20 protein-coding genes are annotated in these 19,251 nt (G+C 34.6%); 8 read left to right on the top strand and 12 right to left on the bottom strand.

All coding sequences use genetic code 11. The features are described 5' to 3' along the window. The first annotated feature begins 45 nt into the window (after positions 1 to 45). The 7 genes from AC1RRQ_RS02120 to AC1RRQ_RS02090 all read left to right on the top strand — a co-directional run bounded on the left by AC1RRQ_RS02120 (position 46) and on the right by AC1RRQ_RS02090 (position 6,781). The gene (locus AC1RRQ_RS02120; protein ID WP_493020960.1) at positions 46 to 1,182 is read left to right on the top strand and encodes a peptidylprolyl isomerase; all 1,137 of its coding nucleotides are present in this window, start codon (positions 46 to 48) and stop codon (positions 1,180 to 1,182) included. A 211-nt stretch (positions 1,183 to 1,393) separates the two neighbouring features. After that, positions 1,394 to 2,290, top strand: coding sequence for an EamA family transporter (locus tag AC1RRQ_RS02115; protein WP_493020958.1), 897 nt, complete (start codon positions 1,394 to 1,396; stop codon positions 2,288 to 2,290). 89 nt (positions 2,291 to 2,379) lie between these two features. Then, positions 2,380 to 2,736 (top strand): DoxX family protein, encoded by a 357-nt coding sequence (locus AC1RRQ_RS02110; RefSeq protein ID WP_493020956.1) that lies wholly within the window; start codon positions 2,380 to 2,382, stop codon positions 2,734 to 2,736. A 33-nt stretch (positions 2,737 to 2,769) separates the two neighbouring features. Then, positions 2,770 to 3,477, top strand: coding sequence for an aquaporin Z (gene aqpZ, locus AC1RRQ_RS02105; RefSeq protein ID WP_493020954.1), 708 nt, complete (start codon positions 2,770 to 2,772; stop codon positions 3,475 to 3,477). A gap of 121 nt (positions 3,478 to 3,598) precedes the next feature. Then, entirely contained in the window at positions 3,599 to 4,435 is an 837-nt protein-coding gene (locus AC1RRQ_RS02100) for a sterol desaturase family protein (protein WP_493020952.1), read from the top strand. Between the two features lie 111 nt (positions 4,436 to 4,546). Then, positions 4,547 to 4,825: a DUF2805 domain-containing protein gene (locus AC1RRQ_RS02095; protein ID WP_253786232.1), complete on the top strand. Its 279-nt coding sequence runs from the start codon at positions 4,547 to 4,549 to the stop codon at positions 4,823 to 4,825. Between the two features lie 102 nt (positions 4,826 to 4,927). Beyond that, positions 4,928 to 6,781, top strand: coding sequence for a M61 family metallopeptidase (locus tag AC1RRQ_RS02090; RefSeq protein ID WP_493020950.1), 1,854 nt, complete (start codon positions 4,928 to 4,930; stop codon positions 6,779 to 6,781). Positions 6,782 to 6,975: 194 nt separating this feature from the next. Here AC1RRQ_RS02090 and AC1RRQ_RS02085 read toward each other — a convergent pair whose 3' ends face one another. After that, positions 6,976 to 7,419: a hypothetical protein gene (locus tag AC1RRQ_RS02085; RefSeq protein WP_493020948.1), complete on the bottom strand. Its 444-nt coding sequence runs from the start codon at positions 7,417 to 7,419 to the stop codon at positions 6,976 to 6,978. Positions 7,420 to 7,883: 464 nt separating this feature from the next. Then, a complete protein-coding gene (locus AC1RRQ_RS02080; protein WP_493020946.1) occupies positions 7,884 to 10,217 on the bottom strand; it encodes a GH92 family glycosyl hydrolase in 2,334 nt (777 codons plus the stop codon). A 119-nt stretch (positions 10,218 to 10,336) separates the two neighbouring features. Here AC1RRQ_RS02080 and AC1RRQ_RS02075 point away from each other — a divergent pair, with 119 nt between their 5' ends. Continuing rightward, positions 10,337 to 10,960: a M949_RS01915 family surface polysaccharide biosynthesis protein gene (locus tag AC1RRQ_RS02075; protein ID WP_493020944.1), complete on the top strand. Its 624-nt coding sequence runs from the start codon at positions 10,337 to 10,339 to the stop codon at positions 10,958 to 10,960. A 391-nt stretch (positions 10,961 to 11,351) separates the two neighbouring features. On the opposite strand, the gene AC1RRQ_RS02070 is transcribed toward AC1RRQ_RS02075, so the two are convergent. From AC1RRQ_RS02070 to AC1RRQ_RS02025, 10 genes are all read right to left on the bottom strand, one after another. Beyond that, positions 11,352 to 11,948, bottom strand: a complete 597-nt coding sequence (locus tag AC1RRQ_RS02070) for a GNAT family N-acetyltransferase (protein ID WP_493020942.1) — start codon at positions 11,946 to 11,948, stop codon at positions 11,352 to 11,354. A gap of 72 nt (positions 11,949 to 12,020) precedes the next feature. After that, on the bottom strand, positions 12,021 to 12,719 hold the full coding sequence (locus AC1RRQ_RS02065) for a hypothetical protein (RefSeq protein ID WP_493020940.1): 699 nt from the start codon (positions 12,717 to 12,719) through the stop codon (positions 12,021 to 12,023). Positions 12,720 to 12,756: 37 nt separating this feature from the next. Beyond that, positions 12,757 to 13,113, bottom strand: coding sequence for a hypothetical protein (locus AC1RRQ_RS02060; protein WP_493020938.1), 357 nt, complete (start codon positions 13,111 to 13,113; stop codon positions 12,757 to 12,759). A gap of 187 nt (positions 13,114 to 13,300) precedes the next feature. Beyond that, complete coding sequence (locus AC1RRQ_RS02055) at positions 13,301 to 14,479, bottom strand: AIR synthase related protein (RefSeq protein WP_493020936.1); 1,179 nt, start codon at positions 14,477 to 14,479, stop codon at positions 13,301 to 13,303. A gap of 153 nt (positions 14,480 to 14,632) precedes the next feature. Continuing rightward, positions 14,633 to 16,117 (bottom strand): carboxypeptidase regulatory-like domain-containing protein, encoded by a 1,485-nt coding sequence (locus AC1RRQ_RS02050; protein ID WP_493020934.1) that lies wholly within the window; start codon positions 16,115 to 16,117, stop codon positions 14,633 to 14,635. Between the two features lie 54 nt (positions 16,118 to 16,171). Further along, positions 16,172 to 17,533: a CsgG/HfaB family protein gene (locus AC1RRQ_RS02045; RefSeq protein WP_493020932.1), complete on the bottom strand. Its 1,362-nt coding sequence runs from the start codon at positions 17,531 to 17,533 to the stop codon at positions 16,172 to 16,174. A gap of 2 nt (positions 17,534 to 17,535) precedes the next feature. Continuing rightward, the gene (locus AC1RRQ_RS02040; RefSeq protein WP_483095219.1) at positions 17,536 to 17,940 is read right to left on the bottom strand and encodes a curli production assembly/transport component CsgF; all 405 of its coding nucleotides are present in this window, start codon (positions 17,938 to 17,940) and stop codon (positions 17,536 to 17,538) included. 16 nt (positions 17,941 to 17,956) lie between these two features. Then, positions 17,957 to 18,259, bottom strand: coding sequence for a CsgE family curli-type amyloid fiber assembly protein (locus AC1RRQ_RS02035; protein ID WP_493020929.1), 303 nt, complete (start codon positions 18,257 to 18,259; stop codon positions 17,957 to 17,959). A gap of 20 nt (positions 18,260 to 18,279) precedes the next feature. Further along, a complete protein-coding gene (locus AC1RRQ_RS02030) occupies positions 18,280 to 18,687 on the bottom strand; it encodes a hypothetical protein (protein ID WP_493020927.1) in 408 nt (135 codons plus the stop codon). Positions 18,688 to 18,695: 8 nt separating this feature from the next. Next, positions 18,696 to 19,223 (bottom strand): hypothetical protein, encoded by a 528-nt coding sequence (locus tag AC1RRQ_RS02025; protein WP_493020925.1) that lies wholly within the window; start codon positions 19,221 to 19,223, stop codon positions 18,696 to 18,698. Between the last annotated feature and the right edge of the window lie 28 nt (positions 19,224 to 19,251).

The following is a 19,251-nucleotide window of genomic DNA, read 5'->3' as shown; positions in this document are numbered from 1 at the left end:
ATTAATTTCTTATAATTACTTTTACCGACTAAAATTCAAAATACAATGAAATTTAAATTTCTATTTTTATTCTGTCTGGCTGTTGTAAACATTCAGGCGCAAGTTAGAAAACCTTCACCGGTAAAACCCGCAGCTGCAAAAACTACAGCTTCTAAAACAGCTGTTGCAGCAAATCCAAACGAAGGAATTTTTGCTACTATTTCTACAACTAAAGGAGATATCGTACTATCATTAGAATATGTAAAAGCTCCTGTAACAGTTGCAAACTTTATCACTTTGGCAGAAGGAACAAACCCTAATGTAAAAGCATCTCTAAAAGGAAAACCATTTTATAATGGTTTAAAATTCCACAGAGTTATAAATGATTTTATGATTCAGGGAGGTGATCCGGACGGAAATGGTTCTGGCGGTCCGGGATTCTCTTTTAAAGATGAATTTGTAGACAATTTAAAATTTGAAAAAGGCGGTGTTTTAGCTATGGCAAATTCAGGTCCGGCAACAAACGGAAGCCAATTTTTCATTACACATAAAGATACACCTTGGTTAAACGGAAAACATACTATTTTTGGACATGTAGTTTCTGGAATGGACGTTGTAAATAAAATTGTTCAGGATGATGTCATGAACAAAATTACGATTACACGCAAAGGTGTTGCAGCTAAAAAATTTGATGCTTTAAAAGTTTTAAGCGATGACGTAAAAAAAGAGCAGGCTAAAAAAGAAGAATCTAAAAAAGTAACAGGAGCAAAAGCAGCTTATTTTACAGCAGAAAAAGCCAAAGCAACTACAACTCCATCTAATTTAAAATATGTAATTACGAAAAAAGGAACTGGCGTAAAAGGTGCCGAAGGTTCTAATATCTTTTTTCATTATGCAGGATATTTTGAAGATGGAACTCTTTTTGACAGCAGTATGGCAGAAGTTGCAAAAGCATACGGAAAATACGATGCAAACAGGGATGCACAAGGTGGTTACAAAGCCTTTCCTTTTACAGTTGGTAAAAAAGACGGCATGATTCCTGGTTTTATCGAAGCGCTGGATATGATGACAGACGGAGAAAAAGCAATTTTCTTCATACCTTCAAATTTAGCTTACGGAGATAAAGGTGCCGGAGGCGTAATTCCGCCAAACGCTACTTTGATTTTTGAAATTGAAACGTATCAAAACCAGCCAGCGAAATAATATTTAAACTCTTTTTTTAAATATAGTAAAGCCGTTAAAATGTATTTTTTAACGGCTTTTTCATTTATTCTATTCTGCTGAATCTTCAAATTTCAATTCAATAAAACGCAGCAAACAAGTACAATGATAACGTTTGCGCATATTTTCTATTAATTCCTAAACAAAATAGCTTACCTTTGCCGGCTTGAATTTTTAAAAACAAACAATCAAAATGTCACAAAACAACGTATTAAAAGGAGTATTTTTAGTTGCTTTAGGAGCTACAAGTTACGGAATGTTAGCTACTTTCGTAAAAATGGCTTACACCGAAGGATATACAACAGCAGAAGTAACAACTTCTCAATTTATACTGGGTATAATTGGTATTTTGATTACTAACGCATTCCAAAAAGCAAAAAACAAAGAAAAGGTTGTAAAAGCATCTCCAAAAAATATATTCAACTTAATGCTTGCCGGAACTTCCTTAGGAATGACAAGTTTGTTTTATTATTTAGCAGTAAAATACATTCCGGTTTCTATTGGAATCGTTTTATTAATGCAAACCGTTTGGATGGGGGTTTTACTGGAAATGATTATAGAAAAGAAACTGCCTTCAAAACAAAAAGTTATAGCCGTTGTAATTGTACTTGTTGGAACCGCTTTGGCAACAAACATTATCAATAACGACATTCAGCTGGATTGGCGCGGTATGGTTTGGGGAGTTTTAGCAGCTGCTTCGTTTACAACTACCATGTTTACTGCAAATAGTGTCGCTACCGAAATTTCTTCGGCACAACGAAGCTTATACATGCTTCTTGGCGGTGCGGTAATTGTATTTACTTTTGGCTTTATTACTCAGGTTACACCTTTCAACTTATCGATTTTCTTAAAATGGGGAATTATTCTATCCTTATTTGGAACTATCATCCCTCCTATGCTTATGAATTTAGGTTTTCCGTTAACCGGGATTGGATTAGGAAGTATCGTTTCTGCTTTAGAACTTCCGGTTTCTGTTATGATGGCCTTTGTTTTATTGAATGAAAAAGTAATTCTTTTACAATGGATTGGAATTATTTTAATCATTCTTGCGATCGTTATTATGAATGTCAATTTTAAACGTAAAATTTAAGATTTTTTTACATCATCTTAAAATAAATAGCCTTGTAGCGTAATAAGTGTTAATTTTTTTTATAAATTCGTGATAAATAATTAATTATCATGAACTTACCCTGGCATTTATATTTAATGGCGATACTTTATATACTTGCCGGTTTAAATCATTTTCGAAATCCCGGAATGTACATTAGGATCATTCCTCCTTTTTTTAAAAACCCTAAATTATTAAATACTGTAAGCGGACTCGCCGAAGTGATTTTAGGCATTTTGCTAATGCTTTCGTTTACAACCAAATATGCAGCATGGGGAATTATTGCATTACTAATTGCCATATTTCCTGCCAATTTTTATATGTTTCAAAATAAAAAAGCAAGTTTTGGTTTACCAAAATGGATTTTATTTGTACGTTTGCCCTTACAAATCGTTTTGATTGTTTGGGCATTCCAATATACCCTTTAACAATCAAATCTATTAATCTAAAATTATTTTATTATGAAAAAATTGTTTGCAGAGTTCTTTGGAACTTATTGGCTTGTTTTTGGAGGTTGCGGGAGCGCTATTTTTGCAGCAGGATATCCTGATTTAGGGATTGGGTTTGCTGGTGTTGCACTTGCATTTGGTTTAACTGTTTTAACAATGGCTTATGCTGTCGGGCATATTTCGGGAGGGCATTTTAACCCTGCTGTTTCCTTTGGTTTATGGGCCGGCGGAAGATTTCCTGCCAAAGACCTTGTTTCGTACATTATTGCCCAATGTATTGGTGCAATTGCTGCAGCAGGTACTTTGTATACTATAGCTTCAGGAAAAGCCGGATTTGTTATCGATAATACGAAAGCCGGGGCTTTTGCTTCAAATGGTTTTGGAGCGTTTTCTCCAGACGGTTATTCGCTTCAATCTGCCTTTATCGCAGAGTTTGTCCTGACTTTATTCTTCTTATTAATAATTTTAGGTGCAACAGATAAATTTGCAAACGGTAGATTTGCCGGAATTGCAATTGGTCTTGGCTTAACGCTTATACATTTAATAAGCATTCCTATTACAAATACATCTGTGAACCCTGCAAGATCTTTATCTCAGGCTATTTTTGCCGGAGGAGAACCTCTTTCTCAGGTTTGGCTGTTTTGGGTTGCTCCAATTTTAGGCGCTATTGTTGCCGGATTTATTTACAAATCATTGTTACAAAACCACGCAGAAGCTTAAAAATATTTTGCTTTTTATAAAATTTAAAGAGAAAATCAGATATATTTATATCAGGTTTTCTCTTTTTCTTTGAATAAAACCGAAAAGAAAAAATTCATTTCAACTCCAATCTTAATTTGTTATGAACGAAATTATTTCTTACTTCAGCACGATCCCGTCTTCTCATAGAAGTTTAATTTTAGTGGGCGGTATTACGATTTTCTGGCTAATCGAAAATACTTTTCCGTTGTTTCAAATGCAATACAAAAAATGGCATCATGCCGGAATCAATATTTTCTTTACCATAACTACCATAATTGTCAATTTTATTCTGGCTTTTATTTTAATAAAAACAGCAGAATGGACAACCAAAAATGATTTCGGAATTCTGCAATGGATACCGCAGATTCCAATTTGGCTTTACACCATTATTGGGTTACTTCTGCTTGATCTAATTGGCGCTTATCTTGCCCACTTTGTACAGCATAAAACAAAGTTTTTATGGCGTTTTCACCTCATTCATCATACCGATACCTGGATCGATACAACAACCGCAAACAGACACCATCCTGGCGAAAGTGTAATTCGTTTTATTTTTACCACACTTGGTGTTTTAATTGTTGGAAGCCCTATGTGGATGGTTTTTCTGTACCAGTCTTTATCAGTCGTAGCTTCACAGTTTAATCATGCTAATATTTCATTGCCTAATAAGCTGGATGTTTTTTTGAGCTATTTTATTGTATCTCCTAATATGCATAAAGTACACCATCACTACATGTTACCTTACACTGACAGCAATTATGGGAATATTTTTTCGGTTTGGGACAGATTGTTTGGCACTTTTACCAGTCTTCCTAAAGAAGAAATAATTTATGGCGTAGACACTCACATGGCGGCCGAAGAAAACAATAAACTGAAGAATTTATTAAAAATTCCGTTTCAAAAATCGAGATCTGCAAAAAACACTAAAAATCAATAAAAAAAATATACCTGAGCGAACCAACTAATTATTTTTTTTATTAATATTGATATACAAAATGAAAATCAATCTATTAATCATTAACCCTCTATTTGAATTAATTTTCACGAGATGAAAAAGAGTAACCGCAAAGAATTGAATTGGGAACAAACGGAAAAATTAGTTTCGTTGGCCTTAGAAGAAAGAAATCCATTTGAAATTATAAAAAAAGAATTTGGATTGGCAGAAAAAGAAGTTCTTGAGATCATGAAAAAGAAAATGCCTCTTGAAAAATTTGAGATGTGGAAAAAGAAGGCTATTGCGAATAAACCAAAACCTAAACCCGTTAAAATTGACGATTTTGACGAAGATTTGGACGGCAAATATTACATAAAAAATAAGTTTGACTAAGATCTAAAACTCCTGTTTTTCGGGAGTTTTTTTTATATTTTAAATTCTCTTGTAACTTTTATATATTTTTGAAGTCAAATGCATATAACTAAACGTAAACAAATGAAAAAAATACTTTACACCCTGGCTCTTGCGGTAACGCTTTGGAGTTGTAAAACAGGTACTTCTTCTGGGAAAGCAAATTTCGTAGGAGTTAACATTAATCTAGTTGATGTAAAAGACGACAAAGTTTTGGTAACGGTAACTCCTCCGCAGATTAAAACGGATGAAATCGTCTACAGCATTCCAAAAACAGTTCCGGGAACTTATTCTACGGATAACTACGGAAAATATTCAGAAGATTTTAAAGCTTTTGATGCCAAAGGAAATGCTTTGACTGTAAAAAGAATTGACGACAACTCCTGGTCTATTTCTAATGCTAAAGCGTTAAAGAAAATCACGTATTTAGTTAATGATACTTTTGATACTGAAAAAGGAACCGGATTTGGTAATGACGACGTTTTCTCTCCGGCAGGAACCAATATCAATGCAGGTGTAAATTTCATGGTAAATACACATGGTTTTGTAGGGTATTTTAAAGACAATTTAGAAATTCCGTACAAAGTTACGATTACACATCCTGAAACACTTTGGGGTGCAACTTCTATGACCGATGAAGATGCAAGCAAAACAAGCGATGTTTTTACAACGCCTCGTTACGCTGTTTTGGTTGAAAATCCAATTATGTACTCTAAACCAGATTACACTACTTTCAACGTAAACGGAATGGATATTTTAATTGCTGTTTATTCTCCAACAGGGAAATTTACTGCCGAAAGTATCACACCGGAAATGAAAACCATGATGACCGCTCAAAAGAACTTTTTGGGTAAAGTAAATGCGACTAAAAAATATACCGTTTTATTGTATTTATCGAGCATGGCAAAAGATGATGCACACGGATTTGGAGCTTTAGAGCACCCTACTGCCACTACAGTTGTACTTCCTGAATCTATGCCAAAAGAAAAATTGGTAGAATCAATGAAAGATGTGGTTTCGCACGAGTTTTTCCATATTGTAACTCCTTTGACAATTCACTCAAAAGAAATCCAGTATTTTGACTATAACGCACCAAAAATGTCTGAGCATTTATGGATGTATGAAGGTGTAACAGAATATTTCGCAAATCTTTTCCAAATCAATCAGGGTTTAATTGATGAAGCAGAATTTTACACTCGTATTGCTGATAAAATCGAACAGGCAAAAGGCTTAAATGATACTATGTCATTTACTTTAATGAGTAAAAATGTATTAGAGCAGCCATACAAAGACCAATACTTAAACGTATATCAAAAAGGGGCGCTAATTGGTATGTGCATCGATATTATCATTAGAGAAAAAAGCAACGGCGAAAGAGGAATTCTTGATTTAATGCATAAATTATCATCTGAATATGGGGTTGAAAAACCTTTTAATGACGACGAATTATTTGCAAAAATCACGCAGCTTACTTATCCTGAAGTTGGTGAATTTCTAACTAAATATGTTCAGGGAACAACTCCAATTCCTTACGATTTTTATTTAGCAAAAGTTGGTGTGGCAAAAGCATCAGAGAAAAAAGCAGGTCCTGTTTTCTTAAAAGGACAAACTCCGTATATTACGATTGACAAACAGACAAAAGAAATCATTGTTCGTTCTGATATTGAGCCAAATGACTTCTTTAAAAACCTTAATTTAAAAGGCGGCGATAAAATCTTAGCTGTAAACAACAAACCGTATTCTTTAGACAACATTTACGACCTTATTGGTGAAAGTGAAAACTGGAAAGAAAACGATCCTATCACGTTAAAAATTAAACGTGGTACTAAAGAAGAAACAATAAAAGGAACTGTAAAATTACCATTCGAAGAGTCTGAAACTTTTAAAGCAACTGATGCTTCAAAAGACAAACTTAGAAATGCATGGTTAAAAGGATAATTCTTTTAAACTCATAAAAAAAACCGACAAGTGATTGTCGGTTTTTTTTATTTTGTCATTGCGAGGAACGAAGCAATCGAGCGTCAGCGAACTGAGCGTTAGCTAATCTCATCTTGGATAGTATTTTATTTCTGATTGGAACTTATTTTAGTGTGGTTGCTTCGTTCCTCGCAATGACTATGCGTGTGTTATTTTTATTTCTTCACTGGAAATTTCCAGTCAAACTCGTCTTTACTATTGATAATGGCTCCAATTTCGAATTTTACAACCTCATCAAATTCGGTTTGAAGAATAAACCAATTGTCTTCGTTGAAGTAATTTTCGAAAGTATCAAAAGTTTCCTGATTGTATTTTGTAATTCCTTTTGCAGCAAAATCTTTCTTTACATCAGCAATTTTTCTTCCGATTATTTTGAATCCGAAAACTTCTAAATCGCTGCTTGAAGCAACAATATAACCTAGTTTCGAATCTTCTTCTTCATAAAATGTCAATCTGATTTTGTGTGCATTATATACAAAAATCACATTATCATCTTCGTCTTTATAATTTTTATCAGGTTTTCCTAAAACAGCTGTAACATCGTTCTGCTTCATTCCGAAAAGCAGTTTATCAATTCCTGATTTTAAATTTATTTTCATATTTGATTGTCTTTATTTGAAATGCAAATTTCGGAAAGTTTTTTTGTTATTCGCCGCGAATTCACGAATTATACTAATTTAATCTTGGCTCTCTTGTCAATTTGAGTCATCTTTGCTGTCAGGCTGAGCGATCTCAAGGCGTCGGGAGAAGCCATTTTTCGTTGTGAAAGCCCTTCGACTTCGCTCAGAATGACACCGCAAAATAAACTAATGTAAATCCGTTTTACCAGTATAATCTGTGGTCTAACTAATTTTGATTTTGCCACGAATTCCACTAATTTTCACGAATTTAATCTTGGCTCTCTTGTCAGGTTGAGTCATCTTTGCTGTCAGGCTGAACGATCTCAAGGCGTCGGGAGAAGCCTTTTTCGTTGTGAAACCCCTTCGACTTCGCTCAGGGTGACACCGCAAAATAAACTAATGTAAATCCGTTTTACCAGTATAATCAGTGGTCCATCTTAATTTTAATAACTCTTTTTGTTTGGTTTTGAACTCATATAAAATGTAATTTTCCCGCCATTGATAACATCTGAATGCTTTAAGAAAGGCTTGTTCAATTGTTTTCCGTTCAGCAAAACTTTACTCACAAATACATTTTTATCAGATTGATTTACGGTTTCTACTTCAAAGTTTTTTCCGCTTTCTAAATTAAAAACGGCTTTTTTAACCAGCGGACTTCCCAATGCATATTCATCAGAACCCGGTGCAACGGGATAGAATCCTAAACTGCTGAAAATATACCAGGCACTCATTTGTCCGAAATCGTCATTTCCGCCCAAACCATCGGCACCATTTCGGTACATTTTCTTCAAAATCATTCTAATTTTGTCCTGCGATTTCCAAGGCGAATCGGTCCAATTGTATAAATATACCACGTGATGCGAAGGCTCGTTTCCGTGAACATAATTCCCGATGATTCCGTCTCTTGTAATATCTTCGGTATTTTCGAAATATTTATCCGGTAAATGCATATTAAATAATGAATCTAAACGGACTTTAAACTTCTCGTTTCCTCCCATCATTTTAATCATATCTGCGGGATCTTGCGGCACATACAAACTGTAATTCCACGAATTTCCTTCAATAAATCCCTGTCCGTGTGTATCCAGCGGATCAAATTCTTTTTTGAAAGTTCCGTCGTTTAATTTCGGGCGCATAAAACCTGTTTTCTCATCGTAAACATTTTTATAATTCTTAGCTCTTTCGATGAATTCAGTATAAATATCCGTTTTTCCTAATTTCTTTGCAGCCTGCGCAATTGCCCAGTCGTCATAAGCATATTCTAAAGTTTTAGAAACCGATGCTCCGTTTTTATCCTCGGGAACATATCCTTTTTTCATATAATATTCTAATCCGTCAAAATAAGGCACTTTGGCCGTATTTACACAAGCCTGAAGTGCTTTTTCAGCATCAAAATTGGTATTTCCTTTCACAATAGCATCGGCAATGACAGAAACGGAATGATACCCAATCATACACCAGTTTTCGTTGGCATAATGAGACCAAATAGGCAGCATTTTATGAACGCTTTGATCTGAATGCACCAGCATCGAATTGATCATATCTGAGTTTCTGGAAGGCTGTACAATATTAAATAGAGGATGCAAAGCTCTATAGGTATCCCAAAGCGAATAACTGGTGTAATTTTTAAAGTTTTCGGCTTTGTGAACATTCATGTCCAAACCTTTGTAATTTCCGTCTAAGTCCATATATTCTGTTGGACCCAAAAAGGCGTGATACATGGCGGTATAAAAATTCACTAAATCTTCTTTTTGAATGGTTTCAACCTGAATTTTATTAAGCTCTTTATTCCAAGTTTCCTGACTTTGCTTTTTAACGCGTTCAAAATCCCAATGCGGAATTTCTTTTTTCATATTTTCTAATGCGCCGGCAGAACTTACAGGCGATAAAGCCATTTTAATTTTGATTTTTTCTCCTTCATTGGTATCAAAATCAAAGAACAGTTTTAGGTTTTGTCCTGCCATTTCGGGAAAGTTTTTCGTTTGATCGAATCTTCCCCAAAAACCTCTGTAAACGCTTTTTTCCTGTGCAGCTTGTCCGTAACTTTTAATGGGTTTATTGAAAGACATGGCAAAATAAACGATTCTGGTTCTTGCCCAGCCATTGGTCTGACGATATCCTGTAATTAAAGTATCGTTTTCTATACGTACAAAAGTCCAGACATTCTTTTTATCGTAATTGTAAATACCTGAGGTTAAATCCAAAATAATATGTGCTTCATCTGATTTTGGAAAGGTATATTGATGCATCCCGACTCTGGTTGTTGCCGTAAGTTCTGCTTTAATATTATGATCTTCCAGAAGAACGCTGTAATATGCTGGTTCGGCTTTTTCTGTTGAATGAGAAAATGCTGATCTGTAACCTGATAATGGTTTTGAGGCAACGCCTGGATTCAATTGCAATTTTCCGGTTGTGGGCATGATTAGAAAATCGCCTAAATCTGAATGACCGGTTCCGCTAAAATGGGTATGGCTGAAACCTACAATGGTTTTGTCTTCATATTGATATCCGGCGCAGTATTTATAAACGTCGCCATTATATTTTCCGTTTAAACTGTAGGCAATAGTATCAGTTTCGGGACTTAACTGTACGCTTCCAAAAGGCACAGTTGCACCGGGATAGGTGTGTCCCATTTTTGCTGTTCCAATTATTGGATCAACATATTGAATTAAATTTTTAAGATTGTCTGTTTTTTTCTGCGCATTACTGTTTTCAGCAAAAGCAAATAGGAAGATTCCAATTAAAAAATGAAAACCTGTTTTTGGTATACGATTCATGAGGCGTTGTTAATTGTTTTCAGTTTAGAAAATTACAATAAAATTACTCTTTTAAAAAATTTAAATTTTAAACTAATCTGCATTTGAATATCTTTGGTTTTCTAAACACAACTGCCAAAATGAAAAAAATTGCGATACTGATCTTTCTATTAAATACTGCATTTGGTTTTTCGCAAAAAGTGGAAAGCTATAAATTAACTAAAGAACAAATCGTTCAAAGGGAACTTAACGGAATTTCAGATTTTCCTATTTATCGTGCTTTTGAATACAGCGATAAAGGCGGTGTTACGAATTTGGTTTTGGCCGAAAATCAAAAGAATATTTCGAAAAAAGATACTTTGAATACTAAGATTCAGGCGATCTGCGTCATGAACGATCATGGTGGTTTTCTGGAAAAATGGGGAATTAACGATGTACTGGAAGATTATGAACCGAAAGAAACTACACTTTGGTTCTGGACAAAATATTGCAGCACCAAAGATCTTGATGGTGATGGCTACATTGATCCTGTAATTGTGTACGGATCAAAAACGGAATATGGCGAAATAAGACGTGTAAAAATTATTACGGTTTACAAAAACAAAAAGTACGTAATACGAGCGGTTGAATGCGATCTGGATTATTGCAGAAGTTTTAAAAAAGATGCCAGCTGGAATTCTTTACCTCAAAAGATAAAAACTCACATTGATCAATTGGTGGTAAAGCTTAGAAAAGAACAGAATTTGCTTTTGAAAGATGGGTAGGGGTTGATTGTTAATGGTTAATGGTTGATGGTTAATTATGAATTGTGAATGGTGAATGGTGAATGGTTAATTATGAATTCCAATTCAAGAATTCCGTAGGAATGGAATGGTAAATATTGTAGCAACTCCCGATAGCTATCGGGATTAATCCGTTGAAAAATTATACGTTGTATTCATGAGTTCCGTAGGAACGGTACAATTGTAGCAACTCCCGATAGCTATCGGGATTAATCCGTTGAAAAAAAATGGTTTACACATCGCGGAGTTCCGTAGGAACGGTCCATATTGTTGCCTTGTAAAATGGGTCGAACCTATGGTTCTTTTTTCCTTTTTGTCTCTTTAGACTGGATTAAAATCCAGCCCTACAATATGGGCGAGCCTAACGGCTCTTTTAAAGCTTATTTTTTAGATTTTCTTTTACTTCGTTGAACCATTCGTTTTTTAGGATGCTTAAAACGATCGAATCACGACGGACATCGCTGTTTGCAGTTGGCATGTGGCTTCTTAAAACGCCTTCTACTTTACAGCCAATGCTTTTCATTGCGGCAATGCTGCGTTCGTTATTATTATCTGCGCGGAATTCTACTCGTTCCATTCCAAGGGTTTCGAAGGCAAATTGTAGTAATAGATATTTGCAGTGTTTGTTTAGTCCGGTTCCTCTAAAAGCAGATCCGTACCACGTATAACCTAATTGTAAGGTTTTGAATTCAAGGCTGATATCATAAAATCGTGTTGAACCGGCGTATTTTTGGGATTTTTTATCGAAAACTATAAACGGAAATTCTTTTTGGTTTTCTCTTGCCTTGATTGCCAATTGAATATAATGAATCAGATTTTCTTTTCCGTCTGCACCTACTAAGGAATATTTCCAGGTTTCTGGTTCGTTGATCGAAATTTCAAGTAAATTTTCTACGTCTGATTCTTGAAGTGAACGTAGTAAAACAGCATCGTCTTCTAAAATTATTTGGTCTAAGAAATTAAAAATCATTATAAAAATATTTTAATTGTAGAGATTATTACAAATTATAATTTAATTATGAAAAAGCAAAAACAACCTTAATTATTTAAGATATTTATCAATTTCCTTAGCTTTATACTTCTGAATATCGTACAATCTTTCAAAATAATTTTGAAAAATTGATTCAAAATTATCTAAACTTTCATTTGCAAATTTCCCACTATTAAACATATGAATCTGAGTAAACAAGTAGCATTTATATAGTTCATTCAAAAGTGATATTAACTCCGCCTCAAGTAGCATAGAATTTTTAAAAATTAGATCTATTTCTTTTTGAGCTGTTTGAGTTAAATATAATAAATATTTATACCAATTAATTCTTCCAATTACAATATCAACAAAATCCGGAAAGTTAGTATTAGGATCAATTTTTTGTAAAACCTTTTTTAAATCTTCAAGTTTCAAATTGTCAAATACTTCTTCTTGAGAGATTTTTTTCAAGGTGCTAGATAAAGAAGTACCTTGATTCAATAATACACTTAAATTTCTATCTAGTACTTTATAATAATTCCTTTTCTCATTCTGTCTTTTAAAATGAACTACTAAAAAATAGAAAATTAGTGCCGAAATATAAGAATAACATAATTTTAAAACCACGTTACCAATAATACTTGCTTTTGGAAATAATTCAGTTATGTCAGATAAAATGAATTCTATTAAAAATATGAAAAATATACATATATACAAGATATTTTTTAATTCAAGTCTTAACGTTTTATAATTCTCTAAATAAACTTTCATATAGATTATCTTGATTTACATTGAATTAATTAGCTTTTTATTCGCTCATTTCATCATAACGTTCCGGAATCTGCGGATCGTAAAGCGGACATTTGAATTCTTCCATTATATCTACTAACTGATTCATGGTTTTGCCTTCGGTTCCATAACAGTCAATTTGTACGCTTTGTGGTGTTGTAATAACCTGGAATGCACCTTTACCGCTGTTGTTTTTCCAGCTGTTTTCGTCTACTCGTTCCCATTTTGAAAAAACAGAATTAATACGATTGATGATTACCTCAACAGGAAGTTCTGCAAGACCTTCTACTTCTTCTTTTTCAACAAGAGCTTCGTAAACCTCTTGATGGTTTAGGTAAATTTCGTCTAAATATCTCCAAAAAAGCAGTTCGTACATAATGTGTGTTTTAGCCCCGATAGAAGTGAAAATCCTTTTGTTTTTTTCTTTAAAAAATAAAAGATTGTAACGGATAGCGGGATTAGCTCCTAAAAAAGCTGATTATTAATAAAAAAGGTTCTGTTGTAAACTCCAGTAAAAAAACCTTAGCAACTCAGAACCTTTGTGACTTTGTAACTCAAAAATATTAATATTCAAATGTTCCGTACTCGCTGGTAATGGTTAGTTTTTTAGCATCGGCTGCTTCTACTCTACCTACGATTTGTGCGTCGACATTGAATGATTTTGAAATTTCGATGATATCTTGTGCGATGTTCTCAGGAACGTAAATTTCCATACGGTGACCGCAGTTGAAAACCTGATACATTTCTTTCCAGTCTGTTTTTGATTGTTCCTGAATTAACTTGAACAATGGCGGAACTGGAAATAAATTGTCTTTTATGATGTGTAAATTTTGAACAAAATGTAAAATTTTAGTCTGCGCTCCACCGCTGCAATGCACCATTCCGTGAATGTCGTTTGGAGTGTATTTATCTAAAATTTTCTTGATAATTGGCGCATACGTTCTGGTTGGAGAAAGTACTAGTTGACCTGCGTTTATTGGACTGTTTTCTACGGCATCGGTTAAATTTACCTGACCTGAATAAATTAATTCTTCCGGAACTGCTGCATCATAACTTTCCGGGTATTTTTTAGCTAAATATTTTCCGAAAACGTCGTGACGGGCAGAAGTTAATCCGTTGCTTCCCATTCCGCCGTTGTATCCTTTTTCATAGCTAGCCTGACCAAAAGAAGCCAAACCAACAATTACATCTCCAGCTTTAATATTGGCATTGTCTACTACATCTGCGCGTTTCATACGAGCTGTTACTGTAGAATCTACAATAATGGTACGAACTACATCTCCAACATCCGCGGTTTCACCTCCAGTTGAATGAATGGTTACGCCAAATGATTTTAATTCGTTGATTAATTCTTCGGTTCCGTTAATGATTGCTGAGATAACCTCAGCCGGAATTAAATTTTTGTTTCTTCCAATGGTGGATGAAAGCAAAATATTATCGGTTGCGCCAACACATAATAAATCGTCAATATTCATGATTAAAGCATCCTGAGCGATTCCTTTCCAAACCGAAAGATCTCCGGTTTCTTTCCAGTACATGTATGCCAAAGACGATTTTGTACCCGCTCCGTCAGCATGCATAATTAAGCAGTGGTCGTTGTCCTGAGTTAAATAATCCGGAACAATTTTACAGAATGCTTGCGGAAATAAACCTTTGTCAATATTTTTTATAGCGTTATGTACGTCTTCTTTTGATGCCGAAACACCTCTTTGTGCATATCTTTTGCTAGAATCTGAACTCATGAAAATTAGTTTGTGTTGATGTGGTGCAAAGATAATGGCTTTTTTTTAATTCTTTTGTTGATTCCTGTGCCTGTTTCACAAAAAAAATCGGCAGATTTGGATACCGCCGATTTTCTCAGATTAAATTATGTTGGTTATTTTGGCATTTCTACATTATTCCCAATCGGGCATTGAACTTCCGGTGAACAGAACGGCTCTTGAATTGGCAACTCCAATGCTGGTTTTTACAATATTTTTTATTGAAATACCATCGTTTGAAGTATTGGTAAAGATAAGTTCTGACTCGTTTGGCGAATATCGAACATCTAAATCATTCGTTCCCGAAGTTTTTTCGGTTGCAATTTGATACGAAGAAGCGGTTACGAAATTGTATTCGAAAATTCTGGAATCTAACTGGCGATAAGTTGAGTTTTCAAAACCCGAAATGTCTCTGGTGTAAACCAATCTTAATCCGGTAACGGAGAAATGAAGACCGCCAACTGCTCCGGTTTGTCCGGCAATTATAGAGGTTATAATCGCGCCTGAAGTATTGATAACATAAATTTCGGCATTGTATCCGGTTGCGTCGTTTACTTTTAGGGCAATCTTGGTTCCATCGGTACTCCAATCGCATTCGGATATAAATTTACCATTTGGCGTTTGGAAAATTTTGGTTAATCCGCTTCCGTCACTGCTTATTCGGTACAGTTTATCAAAATTCGGATACACAAATTCACTTCCAACGGCGTTCCAGGAATAGCCTATATAATCTGAATTAAAACCTGCAATTGGAACTGAATTTGTCACTCGTTTAATTTCGGTTCCATCAAAATTCATGGTATAAATATCGTTCTGAGAACCGTTTGTTGCTATAAAAGCTATTTTTTTCGACTGCTGGTTTCTTCTCGGACGCCATGAGTTTTTATCTGAACTGGTTAACTGATATTGTTTTCCGGCATCGTCTGAGGTAAAAATTACGTTATTGTCGCCTATTTTCTTCACAAATAAATATCTTGTAGTAGGGAATGCTATGGTTGTAAAAGTACTTACATTACTTAAAACCGGTGTGTTTATTCCGTCGCTAACCTCAATCTGCCAGTAATATTTTGTTCCAAATGAAAGATCTGTCAGTGTTAGTTTTTTGTCTTTTATATTTTCAAAAGTTTTTACATCGCTGTTGCTGTCATTTCTCAGTATTATTTTAAAAGTCAGTACATCGTTATTAGGATCTGTGGCTGTCCAGGTTAAATCCAGCGAAACGGCCTGTGCGGTGCTGTTATCAGCCGGACTTACTAAAACCGGAGCTGTTGGCGGTTTATTATTTGCTGTCGATTTACTAAGTTCGAATACAATTTCTGATGTGTTGTTTGCGGTTACGCTTATGGCTTCAAATTTGGCTACATATCCTTCTTTTTGTGCCTGAAAAGAATATTCACCTACTTTTACGTTCGAAACGGTAAATTTTCCGGTTTCATCTGTAAATACGGTGCTTGATGTTGGACTTGACAATATTTTTACGTTTTCCATCGGCTCAAAAGTATCTGCCGAAACTACTTTTCCGGTCACAGTTCCATACTCTGATTCGCCTATTTTTTCTTCGCTGCAAGAAACCAAAAACAATAAAAAAAGTACGCTTGCTATTTTGTATAAATACTTCATTACTACTATGTTTTTAAATTTAAATTTCATTTTTTTACTTTGAAATATGCTCTTTTACTTTTTCTTTTTTGCGAAATAATAAGTAAGTCCAAAACCAAATTTATAATAGTAATCGTCTCTGGTTCCTGCTTTTATATAATCGACATTATCACTAAAATTGATGTTTTGTTCTGCAAACAATTTTATTCCAATTTTATCAGATGCCATATATTCTAACCCTAAGCCATATTGAACTTTACCGTATGTATTCTCGAATTTCCTGTTCATTGCTAATCCGCCGCCGCCGTATAAATAAGGCGTTAATTTATCTTTGGGAAGCAAAATCCATTCGAGATTAAGATCGTAAGTGATGTAACCTACATCGAGTAAATTTTTATTGGCAAGATTTACAACGTTTGTCGAAGCGCTGATATTAAATCCGGGTGTTATAAAGTATTTTAAAGCACCGCGTCCAAAAGGTCTTAAAAGCGGATCTTTGTAATCGCCGTCCATCAAGGTGGCACCGCCCGAAATCTCGATTGCAAATTTGCTTCTTCTGTTTTCAAGTTCTCTTCCGTATAAAGCAGTTGCATCGGCAGTTTTGGTTTCTTCATTATAAGCTTTCAGCAAATTATCAACCTGCCATTTTGGTGCATCAGCTTCCCAGATATTATCTTGTAAACCTTCGAGAACCAGCGATTCTACTGCTTTTTCTATGGCTTCGGTTACGGCCATGTGTACCGGTTCATTTGTAGTATAACCTGTTTCAACTTCTAAAAGTCTTTTAAAGTTTACATATCGAAACAAACTTTCATCGATTGCCTGAGATAATATGGTTTTGGAGATATAAACTGATTTTAAAATTTTTCCGTTTGATGTTGAAATCATTCTTAAATAAATCGTTACACGATCCTGACGGTATTTTACAGATGCTCCGGCTCCAAAATACCGCGCTCCAAAACCTCCGGTTATAATATTAGAATCGTATGAAACGATACCGCCTTCTAATAAAACTCCTGCATATAATAAAGGAGTTAACTGTGGTTCGTTTGGATTGGCATTTTTTACATATTCCTGTCTTGTGGCACGAATCAAATTTCGTTCCTGAAGCAGGTTGCCTATATTTTCACGTTCAATAGGTATAAACCATTTTGAATCTTCTAAAGCCTTTATTAAAATTGAAGTTGCTCCTTGTGTTACGGCCGTACTAAAACTGCTTCCGTTGTCCTGTGGTTTATATTGTCCCGTTAAATCCCTGAATTTATAAACCCCAACCACAACCTGTTCTTTTGGTTTTGGCAGTTCTTTTAATAAAGATGTCGCAGGAGTATTTTCTCCTAAAATTGCTTTTTGAACTCCTGTAGGCTGATTATAGTAAGCCCCGCAGCCCGCAAAAAGTAATGCGATCAGTGTAGATAAGTAGTAATGTAATCTCATGGTTATTTATTTGGGATAATTACCTGAGTTTGTTCGCCGGTATTGGTGTCTAAGATATTAAGAGTAAGTCCATCTGCTGATGGATAAACGTCAATAGAATAACTTCCGAAGGTGTAAGATCCTTCTTTAATTCCATCAGTACCAAACTGTTGTTTGTAGAGTGTGCTCGAAATCTGACTTAACAGCTGGGAATTTAAATTGGCTTTAAATCGCTCTAAGTCTGTCTGCGGTTTTGTTTCGGCTGTTTTATCTTTTTGCTTATTCTGAGCTTCTGCACTGCTCAAAAGCCATTGATAATTAAAAGTGTCTCCGCCAAATGCAGGGTTTACAGGTTTATAAACTAAAGCCTGCGCATTTATAAAGGGAGAAATAAGCAGGAATACTGCGAGGGTGGTTATAAATTTCATGTCGTTAATAATAAAATTAATACTGAGTGAAATATTTGCGCTCTTTTTCTTTTTCTTTCAAATAGGTAAAAGTTGCATTTACAGATTCTTCTGCAACAGCGTCTAAAAATTCGTCGTCTGGTCTGGCCAAAAACTCGTATATAACCTCATTGTCGATAGACACGGTTATAGCAGTGTTTCTTGCAAAACTATATTCTTCACCTATTGTAACTATTTTGTCAGCGTTTATTCCAATATCATTGTACTTGTAATAATACCTGTCATAAAAATCTTTACCCATTTTGGTTTTGGTATCATCCGTAATAATTCCTCTTAACACAAATCCGTCAACGGGAAGAATTATTGGATCATCTTTTTTTTTTCTTCACCCAAAACCACGCGGTCTTTTGAGATGATCTGCTTGTTTTCATCGTAAAATAAAAGCAGTACCACTACTTCATCATCTTCGAGAAGGTTTATCTGCGATGTAGACAATTTTTGTATTTCATTTGGCTGCAGGGTAAAAATTCCAACTTGGTCATTATTTGACTGATTATTACTTTTATTATTATTTTTTATTACAGACAATCTGTACGCAGCGCTTCTTATAACATCTGTTAAGTTTTCTGCTGTACCGGTAATTTTCACGTTACCTTCGACCTTTTCAATTTCTAATTTTGCTTTTATTTTATCCTGCGGCACCTGACCGTAAAAAACCAGTGTAAAAAGCAGCATTAAAAGGGTAATATGTCTGTTTAAAAAACGCATGTTTTAATTTATTTGTTGATAAGAATTATTGAAGCTCCATTTCCTGTCTGGGTAATTTTCATGTTTTTTGACAGTGAATTGGTTCCAATATTTTGAATGTTTTGATTATCGCCTTTTTGAATCATTTCCATATTTACATTATAGTTTGTGTTTAATGTAAAATCATTGATCTTATTGTTGTTTCCTTGCTGTACAACATTTTGCGTAATCGTTTTGGCTTTTTTGTCTAAAAGCAATTCGTTTATATTGCCTTTTTGGTCAACAGAAACTTTGGTTTCATTTGATTGTAAATTGGCTCTGACTTTATTTAAATCTCCAATCTGCTGGATCTGAATTCCGGGCTGGATTTTTGAGTTTAAATCGTTCACCGCTTTTTTATCCAAAACCGAAACTACACTCATGGCACTTTCTTTGGAATTGAAAAGAGAGGAACTATAATTATTAAATAATGAATTGTTGTCGTCTTTATTATTCTGCCCGTAAAATGCAGGGCAATAAAGAATTAACAATAGTATAATTAGAATGAAAGTTTTCATCTTGATACATTTTAAATTAATAAAATGT

The organism is Flavobacterium sp. GW821-FHT12A05, from assembly GCF_058807735.1.
This window is presented reverse-complemented; position numbering and strand designations above follow the sequence as displayed.